This is a genomic window from Streptomyces sp. WI03-4A, from assembly GCF_033792105.1.
GTDB lineage: Bacteria > Actinomycetota > Actinomycetes > Streptomycetales > Streptomycetaceae > Streptomyces > Streptomyces collinus_A.
The window spans coordinates 156,448-181,159 of the sequence record NZ_JARAUO010000001.1 but is presented as its reverse complement, the minus strand read 5'-3'; the positions used below and the strand labels follow the sequence as shown (position 1 = coordinate 181,159).

Here is a 24,712-nt window from a genome sequence, read left to right as displayed (position 1 = left end):
CCGGCTCAGCCCTCGTCGCCCACGGCCTCGGGGCGCGCGTAGGTACGGCCCTTCCAGGCCGCCCCCCGGCCCCGGTAGTGCTGCACGGCGGAGTCGACCGTCATGAGGAGGTAGAGGAAGGCGGTGAACGGCAGCAGCGGCGCGAGCCACAGCGGCTGCCGGTAGTAGCGGAGCATCGGCGCGTACGTCCCCGCCATCACCGCCCACGCCGCCGCGCCCGTCACCGCCGTCGCCGCGCCGCCCGAGGCCGCCCCGGCCACCACGGCCGCGGGCGGCACCAGGTACACCAGGGCCAGCCCGGCCACCGTGCCGAGCAGCAGCAGCGGATTGTGCCGCAACTGGGCGTAGGCGCTGCGCGACACCATCCGCCACAGGTCCCCCAGCCGGGGATACGGACGCACGCTGTCCACCCGGTCCGCCAGACCCAGCCAGACGTGACCGCCGACGGCCTTCACCGCGCGTGCCAGCGCGACGTCGTCGATGACCGCGTGCCGGATCGCGTCCGGGATCCGCGCCCTCCGGGCCGTCTCCGCGCGCAGCAGGACACAGCCGCCCGCCGCTGCCGCCGTCCGTGAACCGCGCCGGCCGATCCACCGGAACGGATACAGCTGCGCGAAGAAGTAGACGAACGCCGGGACCACCAGCCGTTCCCACAGGCTCTCCACCCGCAGCCGCGCCATCTGCGACACCACGTCGAAGCCGCCCGTACGGGCCGCCGCCACCAGCTCGCGCAGGCTGTCCGGCGCGTGCGCGATGTCCGCGTCCGTCAGGAGCAGGTATTCGGGATCACGCGCGCGTGCGAGGCCGATGCCGTGCCGCACCGCCCACAGCTTGCCCGTCCAGCCGGCGGGCGGCTCCCCGGGGGAGCCCACCGTGAGCGGCAGCCCGCCGTGCCGCCGGGACAGCTCGCGCGCCAGCTCCCCGGTGCCGTCCGTGCTGCCGTCGTCCACCAGGAAGATCTCCGCCCGGCCCGGATAGTCCTGCGCGAGCAGCGACGGCAGACTCGCGGGCAGCACGGCGGCCTCGTCACGGGCGGGGACCACGACACAGACGGACGGCCACGCACCCGGGTCCCGGCGGCTTGGCAGCCGGACGTCCGTGCGCCAGAAGAAGCCCTGGCACAGCAGCAGCCAGCCCCAGACGGCGAGGGACACGACGGTGATCCACACGAGCGCGCTCACGGGCGCAGTCTGCCCCACCCGGGCGGCCCGCGAGGCCCCATCGTCTATCGTGGCCGGGTGAAGATCGCGCTCATGGACTCCGGAATCGGTCTGCTGGCGGCCACCGCAGCGGTACGGCGCCTGCGCCCCGACGCCGATCTCGTCCTCTCCCTGGACCCCGACGGGATGCCCTGGGGGCCGCGGACCAGCGAGGACCTCACCGGGCGCGCGCTGGCCGTCGCCGAGGCGGCCGCGGCCCGCCGGCCCGACGCCCTGATCATCGGCTGCAACACCGCCACCGTGCACGCCCTGCCCGCCCTGCGTGCCCGCCTGGAACCCGGCATCCCGGTGATCGGCACCGTCCCGGCGATCAAGCCGGCCGCGGCGGGCGGCGGCCCCGTCGCCATCTGGGCGACACCGGCCACCACCGGCAGCCCCTACCAGCGCGGCCTCATCGCGGACTTCGCCGGCGGCGTCCACGTCACCGAGGTGCCCTGCTGGGGGCTGGCCGAGGCGGTCGAGCACGCGGACGAGGCGGCCATCGACGCCGCCGTCGCCGCTGCGGCCGCGCTGACCCCGCGGGACGTGACGACCGTCGTCCTGGGCTGCACCCACTACGAGCTGGTGGCGGAACGTATCCGCGCCGCCGTCCAGCAGCCCGGTGCCGCCCCGCTCGTCCTGCACGGCTCCGCCGGAGCCGTCGCCGCCCAGGCGCTGCGCCGCCTCGGGGAGCTGCCCGCGCCCGACGCCCCGGCCGAGGGCGCGCTGACCGTCCTGCTCAGCGGGCGCGAGGGCGCGCTGCCCGCCGCCGCGCTGCACTACGCCGAGGGCCGGCTGCTGCCCGCCGCCGGTCCACTCGCCGACCGTCGCTGACCCGGGGCTGGGCCGGCTTCCCACTGGGCCGCCCGGAGGAGTCACTCTGCGCGAGCGGGTACCGGCGCAGCGAAACCTGAGTAACCTCATAAACATGAGGGAGCACCGCCACGCCGAGGACGCCTCGCACCCCGACGTTTGGACCGGACGCGCCACCAACCGGGTCCAATGGCTGCTCGCGCTCGTCGGCGCGGCCTGCCTGGCGCTCGGTATCGAACTGGCCGTCGAGTCGGCCTGGACCTCGGGCAGCGCCGCATTGGCCATGTCCGTCGTGGGCTGCATCGCGGCCGGTCTGCTGGTCCTCTTCGGCACCCTCGCCTTCGTGCACGTCGACCTCAAGCTCGACAGGGAGTGCGTCGAGGTCCGCTGCGGCCACATCGGCGTGCCGCGCCGCCGCATCCCGCTCACCGAGGTCGCCGGCGCCGACTTCACCCCGGTGGTCACCCCCCGGCAGTGGGGCGGCTGGGGCTACCGCTGGCGCCCCGAGAAGGGCACCGCGGTCGTCGTGCGGCGCGGCGAGGGCGTCGTGCTGAGCCTGTGGGACGGCCACACCTTCACGATCACCGTGGACAACGCCGAGTCGGCGGTCCGGGTGATCCGCGACCGGCTGCGAGCGATCACACCCGGCACGGCCCACTGAACCACCCGGTTCCGAGCCACGGCCGACCCGACACCTCTCTCTATGGACGGGTGCCGTCGCCGCTCAGCGGCCGGGCCGTCGCCCAGCCGGTCAGGAAGCCCGCGCCCGCCGTCACCGTGGTGAAGCTCAGGGCGTCGCCGACCGAGGCGATCGCGGCCAGGGCGGTCAGAGCGGCGGCCGTCGTCAGGGCGACCGGGGTGGGGCGTGGGGTCCGCCACAGGGCGTGCAGGGCCCAGCCGAACGCGGCGGCCAGCAGGAGCAGCCCGGCCAGTCCCTGCTCGGCCGCCTGCTGGAGCGGGGCGGAGTGCGGCCTGCCGTCGGCCGTCAGTCCCCGTGGCGGCGTACCGTCCGGGACGCCGAAGCGGCCGGGTCCGACCCCGAGCCCGCTGTGCCGGCCCGCCATCCGCAGGGCGTCGCGCCACAACTGCACCCGGTGCGGCGCCAGCCGGCCGCCCAGTGCCTCGGCGAGCCCGCCCGGCAGCGCTCCGGCGGCGGCCGCCCAGACCGTGCCCGCCGCCAGGGCCGCCACGACCGCGAGACCGGCGAGGGCGAGGCCCCGGCGCCGCATCGGGCCCGCCGCGAGGGAGCAGAGCAGGACCGCCGCGCTCGCCGCACACCCGGCCGCCGAGCCCAGGGCGGCCCCGGTCAGCGCGATCACGACCGCCGACAGCCGCAGCCCGAGACGGGTCGCGGTCCGGCGGGCGATCCAGGCGGCGCAGCAGGCCGCGCCGGTGGCCAGCGCGAGCAGGGCGGCCACGGCACCGTCGTGCCCGAGCGGGGCCGCGTACCGGGGGCCGGGGGAGAGGTCGGGCATCAGCAGCGCCAGGACGAGTCCGGCCGCGGCACCGGCACAGGGCGCGGCCAGCGGCAGCAGGGCCCCGGAGATCCGGCCCGCGGCATGACCCGCGGCCACGGCGAGCACCGCGAGCAGCACTCCCTCGGGACGGCCGTCGTGGGCCGCCGCCGTGACCAGCGCCCATGCCGCGCACGCCCCGAGCAGGATCATCCCCGCCCCGTCAGAAACGTTTCGCCCGCCTCTGCCGCCGTCCGTGCCGCACGTTCCGTCCGTGCCGTCCGCACCGGCCGCGGATCTCGTCCCCGTCGACCCCACCCGTCGCCCCTCGCACCCCGGTCCCCCGACCTGTGGCAGACCCCGGCCGCGCGCACCGGTGGACGGCCGCACCGCTGAGGCTGGGCACACCGTAACGGCTGATGACCGATTTGGGCACGAGTTGCGCAGAAACGTCGCGCTCCCGGCACACCGCGGCCGCGGGCGGGGGCCGGACGGTCCGTGCTGTCGGCGGCGGCGTCGACCGCCGTACACTCCCCGGGTGACCGTCACCGCAACCTCCGTGGACCAGTCCGACCAGCTCCAGCCGTCCTCCGCGCCCTCCGCGCGCGGCCGGCGGCTGCTGCGTCTGGTCCCGGCCCTCGCCTCCGTGCTCTGCGGAGTGCTCCTCTACATCAGCTTCCCGCCGCGCACCCTGTGGTGGCTGGCCCTGCCCGCCTTCGCGGGCTTCGCCTGGGTGCTGCGCGACCGCACCTGGAAGGCGGCACTGGGCCTCGGCTACCTGTTCGGGCTCGGCTTCCTGCTGCCCCTGCTGGTGTGGACCGGAGTAGAGGTCGGACCCGGCCCCTGGCTCGCCCTGGTCGCCATCGAGGCGATCTTCGTGGCTCTGGTCGCCGTGGGCGTCGCGGCGGTCTCCAAGCTGCCGGCCTGGCCGGTGTGGGCGGCCGCGGTCTGGATCGCCGGAGAGGCGGCACGCGCGCGCGTGCCGTTCCGCGGCTTCCCCTGGGGCAAGATCGCCTTCGGCCAGGCGGACGGCGTGTTCCTGCCGCTCGCCGCGGTGGGCGGCACCCCGGTGCTCGGCTTCGCCGTCGTGCTGTGCGGGTTCGGTCTGTACGAGGCGGGGCGGCTGGTCGCCGAGCGGCGCCGCACCCGGGTGCTGCGGCGCGGGGCCGCGGCCGCCGCCCTGCTGAGCGTGGCCGTCCCGGTGGTGGGAGCGGTCGCCGCCCGCCCGCTGGTGAGCGACGAGGCGGAGGCCGGCTCCGCGACCGTCGCGCTCATCCAGGGCAACGTGCCCCGCGCCGGGCTCGAGTTCAGCGCGCAGCGCCGCGCCGTCCTCGACCACCACGTCCGCGAGACCCTCAAGCTGGCCGCCGACATCAAGGCGGGCAAGGTGGCCCGCCCCGACTACGTGCTGTGGCCGGAGAACTCCTCCGACATCGACCCGTTCACCAACCCCGACGCCGCCGCCGTCATCAGCGGTGCCGCCCGGGCCGTCGGGGTGCCCATCTCGGTCGGCGGCGTCGTCGAGAAGGACGGCAGGCTGCTCAACGAGCAGATCCTGTGGGACCCGGTCAAGGGACCGACCCAGACCTACGACAAGCGCCAGGTGCAGCCGTTCGGTGAGTACCTTCCGCTGCGCGGGATGGTCGGCGCCATCAACAAGAACTGGACCAGCATGGTCCGCCAGGACTTCAGCCGCGGCAGCGAGCCGGGCGTGTTCGACATCCGCGGCGCCAAGGTCGGCCTCGCCACCTGCTACGAGGCCGCCTTCGACTGGGCTGTGCGGGACACCGTCACCCACGGCGCCGAGATGATCTCCGTACCCAGCAACAACGCCACCTTCGACCGCAGCGAGATGACCTACCAGCAGCTCGCCATGTCCCGCATCCGCGCCGTCGAGCACAGCCGGACCGTGACGGTGCCGGTCACCAGCGGCGTCAGCGCCTTCATCATGCCCGACGGGCGGATCACCCAGAAGACGGGCATGTTCGTGCCCGCCTACCTCGTCCAGAAGGTGCCGCTGCGCACCTCCGAGACGCCCGCCACCGAGCTGGGCATCCTGCCCGAGATCGCCGTGGTGCTGGTCGCGGCGGGCGGTCTGGGCTGGGCGATCGGCTCCGGACTGCGCGGGCGGCGCGCCACCGGCGCATAACCGTGCGGCCGCCGTACGCCGCCGGTGAGGAAGCGGGTGGCCACGGGCCCACCCGTTAGGGTCGGCCCATGGCTACTCCCGAATTCATCCGCACGCTCCGGGCTTCCGCCGGCCATCAACTGCTCTGGCTCCCCGGGGTCACCGCGATCGTCTTCGACGACGAGGGCAGAGTGCTTCTGAACCGGCGCTCCGACACGCGTAAGTGGTCGGTGCTCGGCGGGATCCCGGAGCCGGGCGAGCAGCCCGCGGCCTGCGCGGTGCGGGAGGTCTTCGAGGAGGCGGCCGTGCACTGCGTCCCCGAGCGCGTCGTCCTCGTCCAGGCCCTGACCCCGGTGACCTACGAGAACGGGGACGTCTGCCAGTACATGGACATCACCTTCCGCTGCCGGGCCACCGGCGGCGAGGCCCGCGTCAACGACGACGAGTCGCTGGAGGTGGGCTGGTTCGCGGTCGACGCGCTGCCCGACCTGAACGAGTTCGGGCTGTTCCGGATCAAGCAGGCCATGTCCGAGGCACCCACATGGTTCGACCCTATGAGTCTTGGCTGAAGTATGGGTGGTCACCACATGTGGTGAGGGGTGGGTCCGACTTAGGGTCGAGCCATGACCGCGTCCAGCCCGCTGCCCGGGTCCCACCCCGCCGCCTCCGACCCCCTCGACCTCGGCGGCCGTACCGCCCTCGTCACCGGCGCCGCCAGCGGCATCGGCCGCGCCTGCGCGCTGCGGCTCGCCGCCGCCGGGGCCCGGGTGAGAGCCGTCGACCGGGACGCCGCGGGCCTGGCCGAGCTGACGGCGCTCGCCGAGCGGGCCGGTGACCTCTCGGGCACGGTCGAGCCCCACGTCCTGGACCTCACCGACCTCGACGCGGCCGAACGCGCCGCCGCCGGCACCGACGTGCTGGTCAACAACGCCGGCCTGCAGCTGGTCCGCCCGCTGGAGGAGTTCCCGCCGGACGTCTTCCACACCGTGCTGACCGTCATGCTGGAGGCCCCGTTCCGGCTCATCCGCGGCGCCCTCCCGCACATGTACGCGCAGGGCTGGGGCCGGATCGTGAACGTGTCCTCCGTCCACGGACTGCGCGCCTCGGCCTTCAAGGCCGCCTACGTCGCCGCCAAGCACGGCCTCGAAGGGCTCAGCAAGACGGCCGCCCTGGAGGGCGCCCCCCACGGCGTGACCTCGAACTGTGTGAACCCCGCTTACGTGCGCACCCCACTGGTGGAGAAGCAGATCGCCGACCAGGCCCAGGCGCACGGCATCCCGGAGGAACGCGTCCTGACCGAGATCCTGCTCAAGGACAGCGCCGTCCAGCGGCTCATCGAGCCCGAGGAAGTCGCCGACGCCGTGGCCTACCTGTGCGGCCCGCAGGCTTCCTTCGTCACCGGCACCTCGCTGGTGCTCGACGGCGGCTGGACGGCCCACTGAGCCGGCCCGCGGCGCCCGGCCCGGGAGTTTTCCACAGGCCTGACGTGCCGGGCGGCCGATACGGAATCCTGTGACCATGTCCCGCGATCACGTCCAGCCGGCCGAGCGCCCCCGCACCGGGGGCGCCGCCGGCCTGCCCGACGGCGGCCCGGAGGCCCCGTTCCTCGCACTGCTCGCCCGCGACGCCCCCGTGGAGGCGTACGAGCAGCCGGTGCTGCTCGCCCGTGCGGAGGGCGGGCCGGCCGACCGGATCGCCGCGCTGGAGCGGGCCAAGCTGCTCGCGTTGCGGGTGCGCTCCGAGCTGGAGGGGCGCCGGCGGCGCGAGGCGGAGCTGTCGGCGCTCTTCGAGACAGCGCACGACCTGGCCGGACTGCGGGACCTGGACGCCGTCCTCCAGGCGATCGTGCAGCGGGCCCGCTCACTGCTGGGCACGGACGTCGCCTACCTCACCCTGAACGACCCGGCGCGCGGCGACACCTACATGCGGGTGACCGAGGGGTCCGTCTCGGCCCACTTCCAGCAACTGCGCCTCGGCATGGGGGAGGGGCTCGGCGGACTGGTCGCCCAGACCACGCGGCCGTACGTCACCGACGACTACTTCAAGGACGCCCGCTTCCAGCACACCCACACCATCGACGCCGGGGTGCGGGACGAGGGCCTGGTCGCCATCCTCGGCGTGCCGCTGATGCTCGGCCCGCACGTCATCGGTGTCCTGTTCGCCTCGGACCGGCGGGCCCGCCACTTCGAACGCGGGCAGATCGCCCTGCTCGGCTCGTTCGCCGCGCTCGCCGCGGCCGCCATCGACACCGCCAACCTGCTCACCGAGACCCGTGCGGCGCTCGCCGGTCTGGAACGGGCCAACGAGATCATCCGCGACCGCAGTGCCGTCATCGAGCGCGCCTCCGACGTGCACGACCGGCTCGCCGAACTCGTGCTGCGCGGCGGCGGGGTGCACGACGTGGCCGCGGCCGTCTCCGAAGTCCTCGCCGGCACGGTGGAGTTCACCGAGGCCGGCACGGCACCGGCCGCGGCGCTGGAGGCGTCCCGTGCCGAGGGGCACGCCGTACGGCACGGCAGCGACTGGATCGCCGCGGTGGCCGCGGGCGGTGAACTGCTCGGCGCGCTGGTCCTGCGTGGCCACCGCGACCTGGACCCGGTGGACCAGCGCACGCTGGAACGCGCCGCCATGGTCACCTCGCTGCTCCTGCTGGCCCGCCGCTCCGCCGCCGAGGCCGAACGACGCGTGCGGGGCGAGCTGCTGGACGACCTCCTGGACGCCCGCGACCGCGACCCCCGCCTGCTGCGCGAGCGCGCGGCCCGCCTGCGCGCCGACCTGGACGCCACCCATGTCGTCCTGGCCGCCCGGATCGACGGCCCGGCGTCCGACGCCGACGAGGAGGCCGCGGCCCGCCGCCGGCTGTGGTCCGCCGCGTCCCACCTGGCCGCCACCCGGCAGGGCCTGGCCGCCGCCCGGGACGGCGGCACGGTCCTGCTGCTCCCGCTCGCCGCCTCGGACACCGCCACGGACCTGGCCCGCCGCACCGCGCGCGACCTCGGCACGGCCGTCCAGCAGCCCGTCACCGTCGGCGCCTCCGCCCCCGTCACCGGCCTCGCCACCCATCCCGACACGGTGACCGCCGCCTACGCCGAGGGCCGCCGCTGCCTGGACGCCCTGCACCTGCTCGGCCGTGCCGGTGACGGCGCGGCCGCCGAGGACTTCGGCTTCCTCGGCCTGCTCCTCGCCGGTGAGCGGGACATCGGCGCCTTCGTCGGCCGCACCGTCGGGCCGGTGGTGACGTACGACGAGCGCCGGGGGACGGAGCTGCTGCGCACCCTGGAGGCCTACTTCGCCTGCGGGATGAGCCCGGCCCGCACCAAGGACGCGCTCCACGTGCACGTGAACACGGTCGCCCAGCGGCTGGAACGCGTGGGCCGCCTCCTGGGCGAGGACTGGCAGAGCCCGTCCCGCGCCCTGGAGATACAACTGGCCCTGCGCCTGCACCGGCTGGCGGCACCGGAACGGCACTGACCGGCCCCCGCGTGGGGGCCGGCCGGTCAGGGAGCCGTCGTGCGGGCCGGTCAGACGGTCCGGGCCTCGGCCGCCGGGCTCGTCCCGGCCTGCTCGCCGTCCTCGGCGGTCACCTCGGCGAGGTCCCGGTGCCGGGTCTCCCGGGCCACGCCCACGGCGACGAGCGTCAGCACGGCGGCCGCGATCACGTACAGGGCGATCGGCGTGGAGCTGTCGTAGTCGGCGAGCAGCGCGGTCGCGATGAGCGGGGCGGGCGCACCGGCCGCGACCGAGGCGAACTGGGCACCGATGGAGGCGCCGGAGTAGCGCATCCGGGTCGCGAACATCTCGGCGAAGAAGGCCGCCTGGGGGGCGTACATGGCCCCGTGCAGGATGAGCCCGACGGTCACGGCGAGCAGCAGGTACCCGAAGCTCCCCCTGTCGACGAGCGCGAAGAACGGGAACATCCACAGGCCGATCCCGGCCGCGCCGAGCAGGTACACCGGCCGCCGCCCGACCCGGTCGGAGAGCGCGCCCCAGGCGGGGATCACGGCGAAGTGCACGGCGGAGCCGATGAGGACGGCGTTGAGCGCGGTCTGCTTGGAGACGCCGGCGGAGGTGGTGGCGTAGACGAGGATGAAGGCGGTGATGACGTAGTAGCTGATGTTCTCCGCCATGCGGGCGCCCATGGCGACGAGCACGTCCCGCCAGTGGTGCCGGAGCACCGACACGAGCGGCAGCTTCTCCGCCTCGCCCTGCTTGCGCCGGGACTCCGAGCGCTCGAGCGCCTCCTTGAACACAGGCGATTCGTCGACAGAGAGACGAATCCACAGACCGACTATCACCAGCAGACCGGAGAGCAGGAAGGGGATGCGCCAGCCCCACGTGCCGAAGGCGTCGTCCGAGAGGACGGCGGTGAGCAGCGACAGCACACCGGTCGCGAGCAACTGCCCGGCCGGGGCGCCGGTCTGGGGCCACGACGCCCAGAACCCGCGCCGCCGCGCGTCCCCGTGCTCGGAGACCAGCAGCACGGCGCCGCCCCATTCGCCGCCGAGCGCGAAGCCCTGGACGAGGCGCAGCACGGTCAGCAGGACCGGCGCCGCCGTTCCCACCGACGCGTGGGTGGGCAGCAGCCCGATGGCGAAGGTCGCTCCGCCCATCATCACCAGGCTGAGCACCAGCAGTCTCTTGCGCCCCAGCCGGTCACCGTAGTGCCCGAACACGAGCGCCCCCAGCGGGCGGGCCGCGAAGCCGACGGCGTAGGTCAGGAACGACAGCAGCGTCCCGACGAGCGGATCGGAGTCGGGGAAGAACAGCTTGTTGAAGACCAGCGCGGCGGCGGAGCCGTACAGGAAGAAGTCGTACCACTCGATGGTGGTGCCGATGAGGGACGCGGCGACGATGCGCTTGAGGCTGGTGGGGGCTGGTGGAGCGGCTGCGGGCGACGACATCGGCACCACTTCCTGGGGTGTGACGGGGACGTTTGCGTGTCGCCACACCGTAGGAATCCGCAGGTCAGCCGCACATGTGGCGGGGCAACATAGTTCGGGGGTTCGCTATGCGTGCGGCCACCATGCCGGCTCGTGGAAAGGCGGTTCAGGGGATCGATGGTGTCGAAACGAGTGCCGTCCGGGACGCGCAGTTCAGGGTGATGCGACGGTGCGGTGCTGACTCCCGTGCCGGTTCGGTGGACACGTACCATGCCGCCTGACCGGCTGATGGTTCGCAGGGCGCGCGTCCTCGACCGCGATGATCCCGAGTCGGCGCACCCCCATGGGCCCCGGGGGAGCAGCCGTGGCATCCCCGGGGCGGCTCGGGGTCGCACCGTTCAGTGCGGTCCTACGGCTGCAAGGCTGAGAAAATCAGGTCCCGGGCGTCGGACCAGCGCTGCACGAGGTCAGCGCGACGGCTCAGCCGCGCGGAGATGTGCTGGGTGCCGAAGAACGCGGAGACCAGCGTGTAGGCCGCAGCGGAGGGCGAGACCCCCTCGCGCAGCTCCCCGGCCTCCGCCGCCTCCACCAGCAGCTCCGTCAGCAGGCTGATCCAGCCGACGTACGGCTGCGGCAACAGGCCCTCCGGCAGGGGCTGCTCCATCTGCAGCCGCGCCCCGCCCTGTACGACCACGTCGTCCCGGAAGGCCTCCGCGGTCTGGTCGAGCAGTTCCCTCACGGTGTCCAACGGGCCGAGCCCCTTGGCCTGGGCGGCTTCGAGGAGCACGGGCCAGCGGTGGTAGTGCGCCTCGACGACCGCGATCGTGAGCGCTTCCTTGGTGGGGTAGTGGAAGTAGACCGCCCCCTTGGTCATCCCCACGTGGTCGGCGACGTCCTTGACGGACGTCTTGCCGTACCCGCGCTCGTCGAAGAGCTGCGCGGCAGCGTCCAGGATCTGCTTGCGGGTGTGCGCGGCCCGTTCCTGCTGCAACTCCGGGCTGCGGCCATGAAGGGCGATGCTCCCCGCGCTGCGCTCGGGTACCGGGAAGGTGGCCCGGCTCTTCTTCAGTTCCATGATGTCTCCGCTCACGGCTCGTCTCCAGCCCCCCGTTGCAATATACCTTCTCGCAGGTATATTTTTCCCCAGCAGCCGGTGACCAACCACCACGCAAGGTCACTGTTTTGCGGTACAGCCACTTTTGTAGGGGGGCAATCATGGATGACACCGTCATAGCGCCCGGCGGCACGACCGCCGGGCACTGTGCCGATGCGCATGTTCCGCGCGCTCTGGTACACAAGGCCGCGGACCGGGAAGTCCTGTTATCGGCCGTTCGTCCGCTGGGCGGGGATCGCTTCGCGGTCCTTGTGCGCTGGCCGCACGACCATCTCCTGCACCACCGCGCCGCCGACGGGACCCGGGACTCCCTGGTCGTCGTCGAGACGATGCGGCAGGCGGGGATCTGCCTCTCGCACCGCTTCCACGGTGTCCCGGCGGACCACATGTTCGTCCTGCACGGCTTCGACTTCCACCTCGACGCGCCGCTGCGCGACAGCGGCGACGGGGCCGACGTCTCCTTCCACGTCACCGTGCGCCGCGTACCCGGCAGCCCGCGACGCTTCCGTCTGACGTCCGAGGCAGACCTCCTGATCGACGGTCGCACGGTGGGCCGGGCGAGCATGCGCTGGGACGCGCTCCCGCCTGCGCAGTACGCCCTCGTGCGCAGCCGCAGCGCCGCCGCGGCGGCCCCATTCGACGTCACCGACCTCACCGTCGAGGCGCGTACCCTTTCGCCGGCCGCCGTCGGCCGCGACCACGACGACGCCGTGCTGCTCGCGAGCCTGGGTGACGCGTCGGCCGGATGGCAGCTCAGACCGGACACGGGGCACCCCGCACTCTTCGACCATGCCAGTGACCACATCCCGGGCATGGTGATCGTCGAGGGGTTCCGGCAGGCCGTCCTCGTCCGCGCCGCCGAGGACACCCCGGGCGCCTGGGCCATCGACTCCCTGCAGGCGTCGTTCCTCTCGTTCGGCGAACTCGGGCAGCCCGTCACCATCACCGCGGCCCCCGAGGGCGCCGGTGCATACCTGCTCGCGGCCCGCCAGGGCACGCGCACCCTGGCCACCGCGCTGGCCGCCCGCTCCGCCGCCTCCCCGCTCGACGGCCTCCTTGCCGGAGTCGGTGCTGCCGCGTGCTGAGTGACCTGGACAAGACGCTGGTCACCGCCCGCGAGGACCGCATCGTCCTGGACGAGACGTGCCGACTCACCGACCGGCTGGCGGACTCCCTGGTGGAGAACGGATTCGCCCGGCACTTCGTGCCCGAGCGCTGGAACGGCGGCGCCGGCACCTTCACCGCACTCCTGGACGCCGTCTCCGAGTTGGCCGAGACCTGCGCGTCCACCGCCTGGTGCGCCGCGCTGTACGCGGCACACGGCAGGCTCGCCGGCTATCTCCCCGAGGCCGGACAGCGCGAGATCTGGGGCGAGGGGCCCGACGTGCGCGTTGCCGCGTCCGTCGTGCCGCCGCAAGGCAGCGCCGTCCGGGTGGACGGCGGCTGGCGGCTGACCGGCAGGTGGGCCACGGCCAGCGGTGTCGACCAGGCAGAATGGGTCCTGCTCGCCTCCTGGACCGCGCAGCACGACGCCCCTGCGGGCGAGACGCGAGAGCACCGGATCTTCGCCGTGCGGCGCTCGGAGATGAAGGTGCTGCACACCTGGCGCCCTGTGGGACTGCGCGGCACCGGCAGCAACACCGTGGAGGGCGACGTCCTGGTCCCCGACCACCTCACCTTCACGCTGAGCGACCTCGGGCGCGTTCAACCGCACGCCGCCCGCTGCCACACCGTGCCGTTCTCCCTGGTGGCCACCCTCATCTTCGCGGCGCCCGTGCTCGGCGCCGCCGAGGGAGCGCTGCGCACCTGGTGGGAGACGCAGACCCGGCGAGCGCGCCCCGACGGCGGCACCGCCGTCCAGCCGCTGGTTCTGGCCAGGGCGTCGGCTCACATCCAGGCCGCGCGACTGCTCCTCGAGCGGGTCGCGCAGCGCGCCGACCACGCGCCCGTGACTCCCGTTCTCGTCGCCGAGAACCAGCGGGACGTCACCGTGGCCGTGGAGCTGTGCGGCACGGCCGTCGACGAGCTCTTCCGTACGGCGGGGCTGCGCGCACTGGAGGAGGACGACGCACTCCAGCGCCGCTGGCGCGACATCACCGCGGCACGCACCCACGGCACCCTCAACTTCACTGCGGCGGCGACCAGTTACGCCGACGCTCTGCTGGCGGCGCGAGCGGGGGAGGAGGTTCGATGACCCGGCGCATCGCCTTCTTCGACGTGGACGAGACCCTGCTCGCGGGCAAGACCCTGCGCGAGTTCTGGCATGCGCATGCCGCGCGGCTCGTGGGGGAGGGGTGGACGCCGGGCGTCCCGCGCACCTCCGGCGCCGACCGGGAGACGCTGAACCGCGCCTACTTCGCACATTTCGCCGGAGCGCGCCGCTCGTCGTTCGACGAGGCGGCCCGCCAGTGGTACGCCCAGTTCAGGAGCGGTCCGCACGCCTATCTGACCGAGACCCTGGATGCCCTGCGCCGCCACCAGGGCGAGGGTGACGAGGTCGTCCTCGTGACCGGCTCGGGGGTGGCTCTGGCCCGGCCGGTCGCCGAGGACCTCGGCGTGCGCCATGTGCTGGCCACCGAGCAGCTCGCCGACGCGGCCGGGGTGCTGACCGGTGAGGTCCGCCGACCGATGATCGGAGCGGCCAAGCAGGACGCCGCGGCTGCCCTCATCCGCCGGTTCGGCGTCCGTGCGCGGGACTGCTGGGCCTACGGCGACCATGAAAGCGATCTGCCGTTGCTGTCCCTGGTGGGCCATCCCGTGGTGGTCGGCGACGACCCGGTCCTCGCTGCCCGGGGCATGGCTCAGGACTGGCACTTCCTCGGCACCCGGACGGGTCCGCGCTTCGAGCGGAGTGCGCTGCTGCAAGTGAGCTGAGTCTTTCCCTCCCCGGGGGCCGAGGGCCGCCCGGGGAGGGACGTGCGAGTAAAACATACCTTCGGGAGGGTTTTTTGTTGACCAAGAGCAGAGACGACGACCCGTCATCGGCATCCCCAGCCCCGGTACACCCGTTGTAGGAAGGCAGCAGACGGACATGAGCGCACCGAGCATCGGGCCGCAGGCCCTGAGACTCTTCCAGTACGCCTCGGCCCGCAGCGACTGGACCGTCCGCAGCGCCTGCGAGCAACTCGACACCACCGTCGACGAGATCGAGCACGCCCGCCGCCAACTGATCGGCCTGGGCCTGCTCGTCGAATCGTCCGACGGCGAACCGACCGCCAAGGCCACCGCCCCCGAGGCCGCGCTGCTGCGGCTGCTCACCGCCGAGGAGGAGGCCACCGCCCGCCTGACCGACCAGATCCGCCGCACCCGCGAGCAGATCCACGCCATGCGCGACGTGTTCCTGCCGCTGCACGTCGCCCGCAGCGGCACGCTCAGCGACGAAGTGATCACCGGTGCCGACCGCATCGCGCGAGTGCTCGGCGACACCGCCGACATCGCGACCTCGGAAATCCTGAGCATGCACCCCGGTCCCGTCCGGCCGTCGGAGGTGCTCGCCGAGGGGTTGCGGCGCGACCTGCAGGTCCTGGAACGCGGTGTGACCATGCGCAGCATCCACCTGCGGCCGATGACCCGCATCGTGCACTCGATGAACCATCTGCAGGAACTGAGCTCCGCGGGCGCCCAGGTCCGGATCGCCAACATCGTGCCGTTCCGCTTCATCCTGGTCGACCGGGTGCAGGCCCTGGTGCCCGCGCTCCACACCAACGCCGGCAACGCCATGATGGTGCTGCGCGGCGAGGCCGTCACCGCCCTGCTGGTCAAGGTCTTCGAGATGTGCTGGGCCTCCTCGGTGCCTCTGGAGGACACCGGCGCCGGTAAGGAATCCGGGCTCACCTCCCAGCAGCTGTGTGTGCTGCGGCTCATGTCCACCGGACGCAAGGATGAATCCATCGCCCGTGAACTCGGCGTCTCGGTAAGGACGTTGCGTCGCGTGATGGCCGACCTGATGGCCCAGCTCGGCGTGGCGAGCCGCTTCCAGGCAGGGATCACGGCCGCGAGGACGGGACTTCTCGACTAGGACCTGTCCGGTCGATCACGGCGCAGACGCGGAGTGTGGCACGCTCCCCCAGGGGGCACCCCCACCCCCGGAGAGGGACTCCGGCGGCGTGTCGTCGGTTGCCGACTCACCGGCACCGATCAGGCGACCTCCGCCCGGCCCGCGCCGCTCACTCCTGCGCCGCACCGCGCCCCGCCGCGCGGCTCCGCATCCTGCCCGGGGCGCCCTGTCCGCTACCGGCCACGCCGCAGGGTGCCACGCCCGCTGTCTGGCGGCCCACCGCTGCCGCTCACACGATGGGGTTTCGGCTGAACGCCCGCGAGTCAGGAGCCCTCGTGTTCAACCCCGCACTCCTCCGATCCCTTACGGGTACCCCGATGCAGGTCCGGTGTGCCGTCCTGCCCGCCAGGCTGTCCCCCGCAGGTGCCGAACCGGGCGCGGGCGGGTGGGCCGTACTGCGGGTGACGGTGCGCAACGCGGGCAGCACCGGACAAGGCGAGGCGGCCCTCCAGCCCGCGCTGGACACACACGCACCGGACGTCCTGCGCGACCAGTTCGCCTCCGTCAGGGACGGCCTGGAGCGGATGATCAGCCCCGCTCAACTGCCCGGGCTGCTGTCGCCGGGCCCCCTGCGCAGCGCCCTCGACTCCGCCCTCTGGGACTTGCTCGCCAAGCGCAGCGGACAGCGCGCGTGGGAGCTGCTGGGCATGCCTCCGCCACGACCGGTGCCCGCCGTCCGCACGGTTTCCCCGGTGGCGACCGAGCTGCTGGAGCGGGAGCTGACGGACGGTGAGGACTTCGCCAACCTCAAGCTCATGCTCGGCGCGGGCGGCCTCGACGACGACCTCGCCCGGCTGACGGCCGTACGCCGGCTGCGGCCTGACGCCTGGCTGATGGTCGACGCCGACGGGGCCTGGGACGCCGACCGGCTCCACGTGATGTTGCCGATCCTCCACGCCCACGGCGTACGCATGCTCGAACAGCCGCTGCCGCGGGCCCGGTCCGCGGCTCTCGCCGCACTGCCGCGCCCCTTCCCGATCATCGCGGACCTGACCTACGAGCAGAGCACCGACCTGGGGCGCCTCGGGGACCGCTACGACGGCATCAACCTCTCACTCGACGCCGTGGGCGGCCTGACGGCGGCCCTGGGAATCATGGAACAGGCCGGGCAGCGGGGCCTTGCGGTGCTGCTGGACTCGCCCCCGGCGACCGCTCTGTCCTGCGCGCCCGCGCTGCACGCGGCGCCGGGCGCCGACCACGTCACCCTGCCGCGGTGGCTGGACGCCTCCGGAGCGGGTGCTCCGACACTGCAAGGGGAGGGTGGGATGCTGGTCCCGCCCTCCCCTGCGCTGTGGGGATAGCCCCTCACCCGCGGCCCGCTCCTCAACCCCAGATCAGATCGTCGTCGCTGAGGCAATGGATGGCAAAGGCAGTCGGTTCGGCCATGGAATTACGCATCAGGGATGCCCCTTCGTTCGAGAAGTCCGGACGCGTTGCGGCGCCTTCGCCAAAACTTTCGCATTCCACCTCCACCTCTCGGCAAGCGGTGGAGCTGACCCAGAAGTGACGTGGCCCGAACCGGCCACGGGCCACCGTTCCGGTGATTCCCGGCGGCCTGCACGACTCATACGGGTCATGGCCCCCAGAGGCCAGCGCAACCGGCCCTCAACGGCACCGAATCCGCCTAGCCTCACCGGTGTTGCGCTGCGCGAGCAGCATCGGCCGAGGAAGAGGACACGATGTCAGTGAAAAGGGAATCACGCCGGGTGTCTATTTTCGACACCACCCTCCGCGACGGTGAGCAGGCACCCGGAAACGCGATGACCCCACGTCAGAAACTCGATACAGCACTGCGCATAGAAGCGCTCGGTGTGGATTACATCGAATCCGGGTTCCCCGCCTCCTCGCCCAGCGAGTTCCAGGCCACCCGGCTCATTTCCGGAAACCTGACCTCCGCGCGTTTCACCACGTTCTGCCGGGCCGTACGGTCCGACGTGGACACGGCCGTGGAGGCGGGCGGCACCGAGCGCCACCAGGTGCAGGTCATGGCCACGGGCAGCGACCTGCACCTCGCCCACAAACGCGGCATCAGCCGTGACCAGGCCGTCCACGAGGTCGCCGACACCGTCGCCCATGCCTACGCCCTCGGCGTCGAGGAGGTGTCCGTCGGCATCGAGGACGCCAGCCGTGGCGAACGGGACCTGCTGCGCGCCATCGCCCTGGGCGCCGTCGAGGCGGGGGCCGTGTGCTTCGCCGTCGCCGACACCTCCGGATGCCACCTCCCCCAGGAGTACGGGGCGCTGATCACCGAGTTCCGCTCCTGGCTCCCCGACGGGGTTCGCGTCGCCACCCACTGCCACGACGACTTCGGGCTCTCCCTCGCCAACGCCGTCGCGGGCCTGGCCGCCGGCGCCGACGAGGTGCAGGTCACGCTCGGTGGCGTCGGTGAACGCGCGGGCAACACCCCGCTCGAGGAAGTGGCCGCGCTGCTGACCTACAAGGGCGCTCTGCTCGGCCTGCACACCGACATCGACGTGGCCGGGATGTACGAGGCCTACACCGCGCTGCGCGCGGTGATCGGACTGGAGGAGCCCCGCAACAAGGCGATATTCGGCACCTACGCCTTCGGTACGGCGGCCGGCATCCACCAGCAGGGCATGCTGCGCAACCCGGCGACGTACGAGTACGTGGAGCCCGCCCGCTTCGGCCGTGAACGGTCCCTGCTGATCGGACGGCACTCGGGCCGGGCCGTGCTGCGGCACATCCTCGACGAGCTCGGGATCGCCGTGAGCGAGCAGGACCTGGCCGGGCTCTACCGGACGCACATCGCCGAGCGCACCGGCGCCGACTGCGAGGACATCTCCGTCGTCAAGGCCCGACTGGCCCGCGAACTGACGACACGGCAGCCGGCCGCCGCCTGAGCGACGCACGGACCGGGGCCCGCCGCACGCCGGCCCCGGTCCGCCTGTGCGTGGCGCAGGCTGTCCAGTGAGAAAGGAGACAGCGCGTGGAGATGACCGTGCGCGGCACCGAGAACGGCCGCGTCCTGCTGTACGAGCCGGAGGCCGCCGACGTCAGCGTCCTGCTCGCCGACGCCGATCCGGTGTCCCGGCACGTCCTGGCGGGGGCCTTGGACGGAGCCGACCGGATCAGGGTGCTGGGCACCGCCGACAGCGGCCGGCCGCTGCATCGCTGGCCCTTGGACGGAGTGGACGTCGTCGTGCTCGCCGACGCCTTCCGGCCCAGGCCGGCATCCCTCGTGCCGGACCTGGTGCACAAGGGGGTGCGCGTCGTGCTCCTCGACACGCGGTGGACGGCGCGCACCGTCGGGGACGCGCTGGCCGCGGGCTGCGCGGCGGTACTGGTCAAGGACGCCGCGATCGGACGGCTCGCTGCCGCCGTGCGGGCGGTGGCCGTCGGATACGTCGTGGTGTCGCCGGAGTTGGTGGGCCTGTGCACGCCGGCGGGCCGCGCGACCACGACCGCGCCCGCGCGCCCGCGCGGCGACCGCACGGTCGGCCTGCGTCTGCGCTCCCTGACCGAACGTGAGCGCGAGGTGCTCACGGTGCTCGCGGAGGGCATGTCCACACGCGAGGCGGCCCGGCGGCTGAAGGTCACGCCGGCGACCGTCAAGAGTCATGTGTCGCACGCGCTGACGAAACTGTCCGTGCGCAACCGCCTGGAGGCGGTCCTGCTGATGCGCCAAGCGCTCGACGAGGACCGCCCACCCTGGTCATGACGGCGCGGACGTGGACCGGCGCACCCGGGACGTCAGTCGCCCACGCGTCCGCGCACGCCGTCCAGCCAGCGGTCCGCGTGCCGCTCGGCGGCGGCCTCGTCGCGGAAGGCGTACGTCTTCAACAGCCAGCGCTGCCGCGCCCGCGCCGCATCGTTGATCTCCATCTTGTCGCGGCTGTGCAGCCCGTCCTGGTTGGCGAAGACGAACAGGTCACCGGTGCGGATGCGGTGACGGGTCTTGTCCGCGCGCACCAGCGCGTCCTTGAGCGCCAGCAGCGCGTCCTTCGCGGACTCGGGAGCGTCCGGCGCGGCCGTCGTGCACGTGTCCAGGTAGCGGAAGCTGTGGTGGTTCTCCAGGATCGGGTGGACCTCGGAGACGGTCAGTTCCTTGTTGTTGTCCCGCGAGAACACGTCGAACGGCGTGACGAACTGGGCCGTCCTGAGCTGTCGCTGTTCCTCGTCCGTCAGATGCGCGAGCAGGTCACGACCGTCGACGAACCCGGTGTAGACGAACTCGCCTTCGGGGCAGTACATGCCGAGCAGCGAGATGAAGTCCGCCCGCACGGGATGGGCCGTGCGGTCGTTGTGGTAGACGAGTTCGCTGTCGCTGAAACCCGTCTGCATCCCGCTGTAGCGGTTGATGGCGACGACGTCGGTGAAGAAGTCCCCGTTGAAACGGGTGGCGTAGGACAGCAGCGGAGTCTTGACCAACTGGGCGAAGAGCTCCAGGAACGCCTCGCCGATGAATGTCTTCTTCCGCGCGTGCTTGTCCGCGACCGGGTCGTCCAGGTCCAGCAGCGGGATGTCCTCGTCCAGCGGGCAGTTGCGCAGCACGTGCGCGTCGGAGGCGCCCGTCGTCCGGTCGTGGTGGATACGAGCACAGACGTCGGCGAAGAAGGCGGGCACCTCGCCCCGTGCGATCAGGTCGCCGACGGCACGCGAGAAGCCCTCGTAGTCCTCGTACGGGTTCTTGGCCACGGAGCGCAGCACTGCGGTCAGTTGCTCGCGCTCGGGCCCGGACAGTTCGTAGATGGGTTCCATACCCCGAGCCTCGCCGCCGCGCCGCAGCCGCACATCGGCCTTCGGAGGAGGCTGCGTCCACCGCGTCCGCCGATGTCGTACGGCGCCTCCACCGAAGTGGAGGCCGGGCCCGCTCACCCGACCACGAGCCCCAGAGTCCGCTCCAGGCCGACGGCGCCCTCGTCCGTCAGGTGCACCACGCGCGGCGCGGCGCCCCAGCGCACCCAGCCGAGGGCGAACAGACGCGCCGTGAGGGCCGCGCCGAGCCCGCCCGCGAGGTGGTGCTGGTGCTCGCTCCAGTCGACGCAGTAGCGGACCGCGGGCCGGCGCGGTGGCAACCGGCGTGTGTCCACGCCCAGTTCGGCGAGGATCGACGGGCCCTCGTCGGAGAGTTCGTAGACGATGTCGCGGCCGTACGACGACGGCCGGTCCCGTACGGCCTCGGCGGGCCGGTGGATGCCGTCGTGGCCGGTGAGCACCCCGAGGTCGAGCAGCGACTGCATCAGGGCGACGCCAAGCCGTCCGGCGAGATGGTCGTAGCAGGTGCGGGAGCGGTGCAGGGCGTTGGTGCGACTGCTCTGCTTCAGGGACGTGATGGCCAGCGGCGGGGCGATCAGGGCGAGGGCCTCCAGCGCGGCGCTCACGTCCGGCCCGAACAGTCGGTAGTAACGGTGCCGGCCCCGTGCCTCGACGGTGACGAACTCTCCCTCGACCAGCTTGGCGAGGTGCGCGCTGGCCGTGGCGGCGGTGATTCCCGCCTCACCGGCCAACGCGCTCGCCGGCAGGGCGCGGCCGTCGGCCAGGCACTTCAGGATGCGGGCGCGCGAGGGATCGGCGATGAGGGCCGCGGCGCGGGCGATGTCGGTCTGGTGCTTGAGCGGCGCATCGGTGTGTTCATCGGATGCGGGGCCCGGGCGCCGTGACGCGCCCGCGCCTCGGGCGGACGTCCCCGTGGTACGGCTGGTGTTCGGCATGACACCACCGTACGACAACGACACTTCGTCGTGTGGCGAAGTATCCGGCGTCGAAGCTGGTGCCATGACCACCACCGACCTCACCCCCGAAGACGGGCGGGCCGTCGCACCGCGCGCCGCCGCCGTCTCCTCGCCCGCCCCGGCCGGCCGGCCCGCCCTCTTCCTGCCCCCGCTGATCGCCCTCAGCCTCGGCTACTTCCTGGTGATGCTGGACGTCACCGTCGTCAACGTCGCCGTCCCCGAGATCCGCACCGCCCTCGACACCGGGCCCTCGGCCCTCCAGTGGATCGTCGACGGCTACAGCACCGTCTTCGCCGGGCTGCTGCTCCTGGGCGGCGGGCTCGCCGACCGGCTCGGCCACCGTCGCACGTTCCTCACCGGGCTCGGCGTCTTCACCGCGGCCTCCCTGGTCTGTGGCCTGGCCGGCGGCTCCGGCACCCTGATCGCCGGACGCCTCGCCCAGGGTGCCGGCGCCGCCCTGCTCGTGCCCGCCTCGCTCGCGCTGCTCCAGGCCACCTACCCCGACCGCGCGGTGCGGGCCCGGGCCATCGCCGTGTGGGGAGCCGTCGCGTCGATCGCGTTCGGCGCCGGGCCCGCGGTGGGCGGCCTTCTCGTCTCCGGGCTCGACTGGCGCTCCGTGTTCTGGCTGAACCTGCCGGTCGCCGCGCTCGCCGTCGCCCTGACCCTCCGCCACGTCCCGGCCACCGCCCGCAAGACGCCCGTCCGCCGCATGGACCCGGCCGGCCAGGTGCTCGGCATCGTCGGCCTCGTCGCCCTGGCCGGCGGCCTCAACGAGGCCGGCTCGCACGGCTGGACCTCCCCGCTGGTCCTGGCGGCGTTCGGGACGGGCGCGGCCTGCCTGACCGCCTTCGCCCTGGTCGAACGCACCCTGGAAGCACGCGAACAGGCCGGACGCGGCCGCCGTGCGCCGCTGCTGCCGCCGTCCCTGTTCCGCTCGGGCGCGTTCACCGCGACCGCCGCGATCGGCTTGCTGATCAGCCTCGGCTACTACGGCATGCTCTTCCTGACCACCCTCTACTTCCAGCAGGAGCGCGGCTTCACCGTCCTGACCACCGGCCTCGCCCTGCTGCCTTCGGTGTGCATGGGGCTCGTCGCGGCCCCGCTCTTCAGCCGCCTGGCCGCCCGCACCGGCCCCTACGTCCCGATGGCCGGGGGCCTCGCCCTGGGCACCGTGGGCTTCCTCGGCTGGCTGACGGCCCGGCCCGACACTCCGTACCCGGTCCTGCTGTTCGCCCTGATCGCCACCGGGCTGGGTCAGACCATGACCGCCCTCGCCGCCACCGCCGCCATCATCGAGAGCGCCCCCGCCTCCGGCGCGGGCATCGCATCCGCCGTCTTCAACGTCGCCCGGCAGGTCGGCAGCGCCGTCGGTGTCGCCCTGTTCGGCACCCTCGCCGCCGCGGCCGGCGACTTCACCTCGGGGCTGCGGCTCTCGGCGGGCATCGCGGCGGCGGCCTTCGCCACGGGCACCGTGCTGGCCCTGGGCGTCCGGCGGCGTGCCGCCGGACGCACCACGTGACCCGCGGTCCGCGCGCGGAGCGTCAGCTCCGCGCGGCCAGTGCCCGCGCCATGCGGTCCAGCGCCGTCCGCAGCACCTGCGGCGACGTCGCGAACGACAGCCGGACGAACCCCTCGCCGCCCGCCCCGAACGCCGAACCGGGCATCACCGCCACCGCGGCCTCCCGCAGCAGCCATTGCGCGAACGACGCCGAGTCCGCGAACCCCGTGCCGCGTATGTCGGCGAAGGCGTAGAACGCGCCGTCGGGCGGCGAACAGGACACCCCCGGAAGCGAGTTCAGCCCCTGCACGACGAGATCCCGGCGGGCGGCGTACTGCGCGCCCATCCACTCGACCGGCTCCTGCGAGCCGGTGAGCGCGGCGATCCCGCCCCGCTGCACGAACGACGCCGTGCAGCCCACCGTGTGCTGCTGCACCTTCAGCAGCTGCGCCATCAGATCGGTGGGCCCGGCCGCGTAGCCCAGGCGCCAGCCGGTCATCGCGTAGCCCTTGGAGAAGCCGTTCACCGTGATCGTGCGGTCGGCGCAGCCCGGCTGCGCGGCCAGGCTGAGATGGGCGCGGCCGTCGTAGAGGATCTTCTCGTAGATCTCGTCCGAGATCAGCAGGACGTCGTGCTCCTGCGCGAACCGGGCGATCACGGCCGCCTCCTCGGCGGTCAGCGACCGGCCCGTGGGATTGTTCGGCGAGTTGACCAGCAGCGCCTTCGTCCGCGGGGAGACGTGCCGCTCCAGCAGCTCCGCCGTGATCCGGAAGCCGTCCGCGCCGTCGAGCGCGACCTGCACGGGCCGTGCGCCGATCAGCCGCGCCATCTCCGTGTAGCTGACCCAGCTGGGTGTCGGCACGAGCAGCTCGTCACCGGGATCGAGCACCGTCACCAGCGCGGCGAACAGGGCGTGCTTCGCCGACGGCGTGACGACGATGTCGGTGGCCGCGTCCGCAACGACCCCGTTGTCCTCGGCCAGCTTCGCGGAGACCGCCCGCAGCAGCGCGGGCAGCCCGCGGCTCGGCGTGTAGTGCGTGAAACCGTCGCGCAGCGCGCCCACCGCCTCGTCCACGACGTGGCCGGCGGTGTCGAAGTCCGGCTCACCGCCGCCCAGGTCCACCACCTCAAGGCCCTGCGCCCGCATCCGCGCCACCATGTCGAAGACCGCGTAGGTCGCCGACTCCTCGATCGCGTGGAAGCGGGCCGCGGCTCGCGCCGTCATGACCGGGGGCCCTGCGGCTCGGTGACGGAGACCGGCCCGGCGGGCAGCGCCTCGGCGACGGTGGTGACGGTCGAGATCCGGGACAGGATCTTCAGCGCGGCTTCGTGGACCTCGGCGTCGCCCGCGAGTGTCGCGTCCTCCAGGACCCGCACGCGGTAGTCCCGGTCATGGGCGGCCTGGGCGGTGGTGAGCACCACCAGCTCCGTGGAGACGCCGGTGAGCAGGAGCGTGTCGATGCCCGCCGTGTGCAGCAGGACCTCCAGGTTCGTGCCGTGGAACGGGCTGATGCGGTGCTTGACGACCACCGGTTCCTGCGGCCGGGGTGCGAGCGCGTCGTGCACCCGCGTCGCCCACGTCCCGAGGACCAGACGGCCGTCGTCCTTCGCCTTCTCGAAGACCGGGGACCCGGCAGGCCACTCCGGATGACCGGGGGAGAAGCCGACGACGACGTAGATCACCGGTATCCGCGCGGCACGGGCCCTGCGGATCGCTTCGGCGGCCCGTGCCAGGACACCCCGTTCACGCGCCTGCGCGCCATAACCGTCGGCCGCGTACTTGCCGTCCGGATGGACGATCTCGTTGATGAGGTCCAGCACGAGCAGCGCGGGGCGCTCGCCCGAGCCCTGTTCCGGAGTCCCAGCCCAGTCCATT

Annotated in this window: 22 protein-coding genes; 14 read left to right on the top strand and 8 right to left on the bottom strand. The window is 73.1% G+C overall.

Going from position 1 to position 24,712, the window contains the following annotated elements:
* Nucleotides 1-5 precede the first annotated feature (5 nt).
* A complete protein-coding gene (locus tag PV343_RS00835) occupies nucleotides 6-1,199 on the bottom strand; it encodes a glycosyltransferase (protein ID WP_415923435.1) in 1,194 nt (397 codons plus the stop codon).
* Nucleotides 1,200-1,238: 39 nt separating this feature from the next.
* Here PV343_RS00835 and PV343_RS00830 point away from each other — a divergent pair, with 39 nt between their 5' ends.
* Nucleotides 1,239-2,033, top strand: coding sequence for a glutamate racemase (locus PV343_RS00830; RefSeq protein ID WP_319144769.1), 795 nt, complete (start codon nucleotides 1,239-1,241; stop codon nucleotides 2,031-2,033).
* A 94-nt stretch (nucleotides 2,034-2,127) separates the two neighbouring features.
* Complete coding sequence (locus tag PV343_RS00825) at nucleotides 2,128-2,673, top strand: hypothetical protein (RefSeq protein ID WP_319144768.1); 546 nt, start codon at nucleotides 2,128-2,130, stop codon at nucleotides 2,671-2,673.
* Nucleotides 2,674-2,713: 40 nt separating this feature from the next.
* Here the strand turns inward: PV343_RS00825 and PV343_RS00820 are convergent, their stop codons facing one another.
* Entirely contained in the window at nucleotides 2,714-3,679 is a 966-nt protein-coding gene (locus PV343_RS00820; protein ID WP_319144767.1) for an O-antigen polymerase, read from the bottom strand.
* A gap of 325 nt (nucleotides 3,680-4,004) precedes the next feature.
* On the opposite strand from PV343_RS00820, the gene lnt reads away from it, so the two are divergent.
* The 4 genes from lnt (at nucleotide 4,005) to PV343_RS00800 (ending at nucleotide 9,065) form a co-directional block, all read left to right on the top strand.
* The gene (gene lnt / locus PV343_RS00815; protein ID WP_319144766.1) at nucleotides 4,005-5,615 is read left to right on the top strand and encodes an apolipoprotein N-acyltransferase; all 1,611 of its coding nucleotides are present in this window, start codon (nucleotides 4,005-4,007) and stop codon (nucleotides 5,613-5,615) included.
* A 68-nt stretch (nucleotides 5,616-5,683) separates the two neighbouring features.
* Nucleotides 5,684-6,163, top strand: a complete 480-nt coding sequence (locus PV343_RS00810) for an NUDIX hydrolase (RefSeq protein ID WP_319144765.1) — start codon at nucleotides 5,684-5,686, stop codon at nucleotides 6,161-6,163.
* Between the two features lie 54 nt (nucleotides 6,164-6,217).
* Nucleotides 6,218-7,036, top strand: a complete 819-nt coding sequence (locus PV343_RS00805; protein ID WP_319144764.1) for a 3-hydroxybutyrate dehydrogenase — start codon at nucleotides 6,218-6,220, stop codon at nucleotides 7,034-7,036.
* 76 nt (nucleotides 7,037-7,112) lie between these two features.
* Nucleotides 7,113-9,065: a helix-turn-helix domain-containing protein gene (locus tag PV343_RS00800; RefSeq protein ID WP_319144763.1), complete on the top strand. Its 1,953-nt coding sequence runs from the start codon at nucleotides 7,113-7,115 to the stop codon at nucleotides 9,063-9,065.
* Nucleotides 9,066-9,115: 50 nt separating this feature from the next.
* On the opposite strand, the gene PV343_RS00795 is transcribed toward PV343_RS00800, so the two are convergent.
* Both PV343_RS00795 and PV343_RS00790 read right to left on the bottom strand, forming a co-directional pair.
* On the bottom strand, nucleotides 9,116-10,495 hold the full coding sequence (locus PV343_RS00795) for an MFS transporter (RefSeq protein ID WP_319144762.1): 1,380 nt from the start codon (nucleotides 10,493-10,495) through the stop codon (nucleotides 9,116-9,118).
* A gap of 388 nt (nucleotides 10,496-10,883) precedes the next feature.
* A complete protein-coding gene (locus tag PV343_RS00790) occupies nucleotides 10,884-11,564 on the bottom strand; it encodes a ScbR family autoregulator-binding transcription factor (RefSeq protein ID WP_319144761.1) in 681 nt (226 codons plus the stop codon).
* A gap of 125 nt (nucleotides 11,565-11,689) precedes the next feature.
* On the opposite strand from PV343_RS00790, the gene PV343_RS00785 reads away from it, so the two are divergent.
* The 7 genes from PV343_RS00785 (at nucleotide 11,690) to PV343_RS00755 (ending at nucleotide 19,324) form a co-directional block, all read left to right on the top strand.
* Nucleotides 11,690-12,673 (top strand): ScbA/BarX family gamma-butyrolactone biosynthesis protein, encoded by a 984-nt coding sequence (locus tag PV343_RS00785; RefSeq protein ID WP_319144759.1) that lies wholly within the window; start codon nucleotides 11,690-11,692, stop codon nucleotides 12,671-12,673.
* A complete protein-coding gene (locus PV343_RS00780; RefSeq protein WP_319144758.1) occupies nucleotides 12,667-13,782 on the top strand; it encodes an oxidoreductase in 1,116 nt (371 codons plus the stop codon). The genes PV343_RS00785 and PV343_RS00780 overlap by 7 nt, the downstream gene beginning before the upstream one ends.
* Nucleotides 13,779-14,462, top strand: coding sequence for an HAD family hydrolase (locus PV343_RS00775; RefSeq protein WP_319144757.1), 684 nt, complete (start codon nucleotides 13,779-13,781; stop codon nucleotides 14,460-14,462). Before PV343_RS00780 ends, PV343_RS00775 begins: the two co-directional genes overlap by 4 nt.
* 157 nt (nucleotides 14,463-14,619) lie before the next feature.
* Nucleotides 14,620-15,606: a helix-turn-helix transcriptional regulator gene (locus tag PV343_RS00770; RefSeq protein WP_319144756.1), complete on the top strand. Its 987-nt coding sequence runs from the start codon at nucleotides 14,620-14,622 to the stop codon at nucleotides 15,604-15,606.
* Between the two features lie 356 nt (nucleotides 15,607-15,962).
* Nucleotides 15,963-16,946, top strand: coding sequence for an enolase C-terminal domain-like protein (locus PV343_RS00765; protein ID WP_319144755.1), 984 nt, complete (start codon nucleotides 15,963-15,965; stop codon nucleotides 16,944-16,946).
* Nucleotides 16,947-17,324: 378 nt separating this feature from the next.
* Nucleotides 17,325-18,506, top strand: coding sequence for a LeuA family protein (locus tag PV343_RS00760; protein WP_319144754.1), 1,182 nt, complete (start codon nucleotides 17,325-17,327; stop codon nucleotides 18,504-18,506).
* Nucleotides 18,507-18,598: 92 nt separating this feature from the next.
* Nucleotides 18,599-19,324, top strand: coding sequence for a response regulator transcription factor (locus tag PV343_RS00755; protein WP_319145158.1), 726 nt, complete (start codon nucleotides 18,599-18,601; stop codon nucleotides 19,322-19,324).
* A 32-nt stretch (nucleotides 19,325-19,356) separates the two neighbouring features.
* Here the strand turns inward: PV343_RS00755 and PV343_RS00750 are convergent, their stop codons facing one another.
* Both PV343_RS00750 and PV343_RS00745 read right to left on the bottom strand, forming a co-directional pair.
* Nucleotides 19,357-20,364, bottom strand: a complete 1,008-nt coding sequence (locus tag PV343_RS00750) for a TauD/TfdA family dioxygenase (protein ID WP_319144753.1) — start codon at nucleotides 20,362-20,364, stop codon at nucleotides 19,357-19,359.
* A 113-nt stretch (nucleotides 20,365-20,477) separates the two neighbouring features.
* A complete protein-coding gene (locus PV343_RS00745; protein ID WP_319144752.1) occupies nucleotides 20,478-21,317 on the bottom strand; it encodes an ArsR/SmtB family transcription factor in 840 nt (279 codons plus the stop codon).
* A 64-nt stretch (nucleotides 21,318-21,381) separates the two neighbouring features.
* On the opposite strand from PV343_RS00745, the gene PV343_RS00740 reads away from it, so the two are divergent.
* On the top strand, nucleotides 21,382-22,857 hold the full coding sequence (locus PV343_RS00740; protein ID WP_319144751.1) for an MFS transporter: 1,476 nt from the start codon (nucleotides 21,382-21,384) through the stop codon (nucleotides 22,855-22,857).
* A 22-nt stretch (nucleotides 22,858-22,879) separates the two neighbouring features.
* Here PV343_RS00740 and PV343_RS00735 read toward each other — a convergent pair whose 3' ends face one another.
* Together PV343_RS00735 and PV343_RS00730 are read right to left on the bottom strand one after the other, a co-directional pair.
* A complete protein-coding gene (locus tag PV343_RS00735) occupies nucleotides 22,880-24,061 on the bottom strand; it encodes a pyridoxal phosphate-dependent aminotransferase (protein ID WP_319144750.1) in 1,182 nt (393 codons plus the stop codon).
* Nucleotides 24,058-24,711, bottom strand: a complete 654-nt coding sequence (locus tag PV343_RS00730; protein WP_319144748.1) for a cysteine hydrolase family protein — start codon at nucleotides 24,709-24,711, stop codon at nucleotides 24,058-24,060. Before PV343_RS00730 ends, PV343_RS00735 begins: the two co-directional genes overlap by 4 nt.
* Nucleotide 24,712: the final 1 nt, after the last annotated feature.

Bases quoted from the DNA above. Each gene is read 5' to 3' on its own strand.
- PV343_RS00825 (WP_319144768.1), top strand. From the start codon at position 2,128: ATGAGGGAGCACCGCCACGCCGAGGACGCCTCGCACCCCGACGTTTGG.
- PV343_RS00820 (WP_319144767.1), bottom strand. From the start codon at position 3,679: ATGATCCTGCTCGGGGCGTGCGCGGCATGGGCGCTGGTCACGGCGGCG.
- PV343_RS00810 (WP_319144765.1), top strand. From the start codon at position 5,684: ATGGCTACTCCCGAATTCATCCGCACGCTCCGGGCTTCCGCCGGCCAT.
- PV343_RS00805 (WP_319144764.1), top strand. From the start codon at position 6,218: ATGACCGCGTCCAGCCCGCTGCCCGGGTCCCACCCCGCCGCCTCCGAC.
- PV343_RS00800 (WP_319144763.1), top strand. From the start codon at position 7,113: ATGTCCCGCGATCACGTCCAGCCGGCCGAGCGCCCCCGCACCGGGGGC.
- PV343_RS00795 (WP_319144762.1), bottom strand. From the start codon at position 10,495: ATGTCGTCGCCCGCAGCCGCTCCACCAGCCCCCACCAGCCTCAAGCGC.
- PV343_RS00785 (WP_319144759.1), top strand. From the start codon at position 11,690: ATGGATGACACCGTCATAGCGCCCGGCGGCACGACCGCCGGGCACTGT.
- PV343_RS00775 (WP_319144757.1), top strand. From the start codon at position 13,779: ATGACCCGGCGCATCGCCTTCTTCGACGTGGACGAGACCCTGCTCGCG.
- PV343_RS00770 (WP_319144756.1), top strand. From the start codon at position 14,620: ATGAGCGCACCGAGCATCGGGCCGCAGGCCCTGAGACTCTTCCAGTAC.
- PV343_RS00765 (WP_319144755.1), top strand. From the start codon at position 15,963: ATGCAGGTCCGGTGTGCCGTCCTGCCCGCCAGGCTGTCCCCCGCAGGT.
- PV343_RS00760 (WP_319144754.1), top strand. From the start codon at position 17,325: ATGTCAGTGAAAAGGGAATCACGCCGGGTGTCTATTTTCGACACCACC.
- PV343_RS00755 (WP_319145158.1), top strand. From the start codon at position 18,599: ATGACCGTGCGCGGCACCGAGAACGGCCGCGTCCTGCTGTACGAGCCG.
- PV343_RS00750 (WP_319144753.1), bottom strand. From the start codon at position 20,364: ATGGAACCCATCTACGAACTGTCCGGGCCCGAGCGCGAGCAACTGACC.
- PV343_RS00745 (WP_319144752.1), bottom strand. From the start codon at position 21,317: ATGCCGAACACCAGCCGTACCACGGGGACGTCCGCCCGAGGCGCGGGC.
- PV343_RS00740 (WP_319144751.1), top strand. From the start codon at position 21,382: ATGACCACCACCGACCTCACCCCCGAAGACGGGCGGGCCGTCGCACCG.
- PV343_RS00735 (WP_319144750.1), bottom strand. From the start codon at position 24,061: ATGACGGCGCGAGCCGCGGCCCGCTTCCACGCGATCGAGGAGTCGGCG.
- PV343_RS00730 (WP_319144748.1), bottom strand. From the start codon at position 24,711: ATGGACTGGGCTGGGACTCCGGAACAGGGCTCGGGCGAGCGCCCCGCG.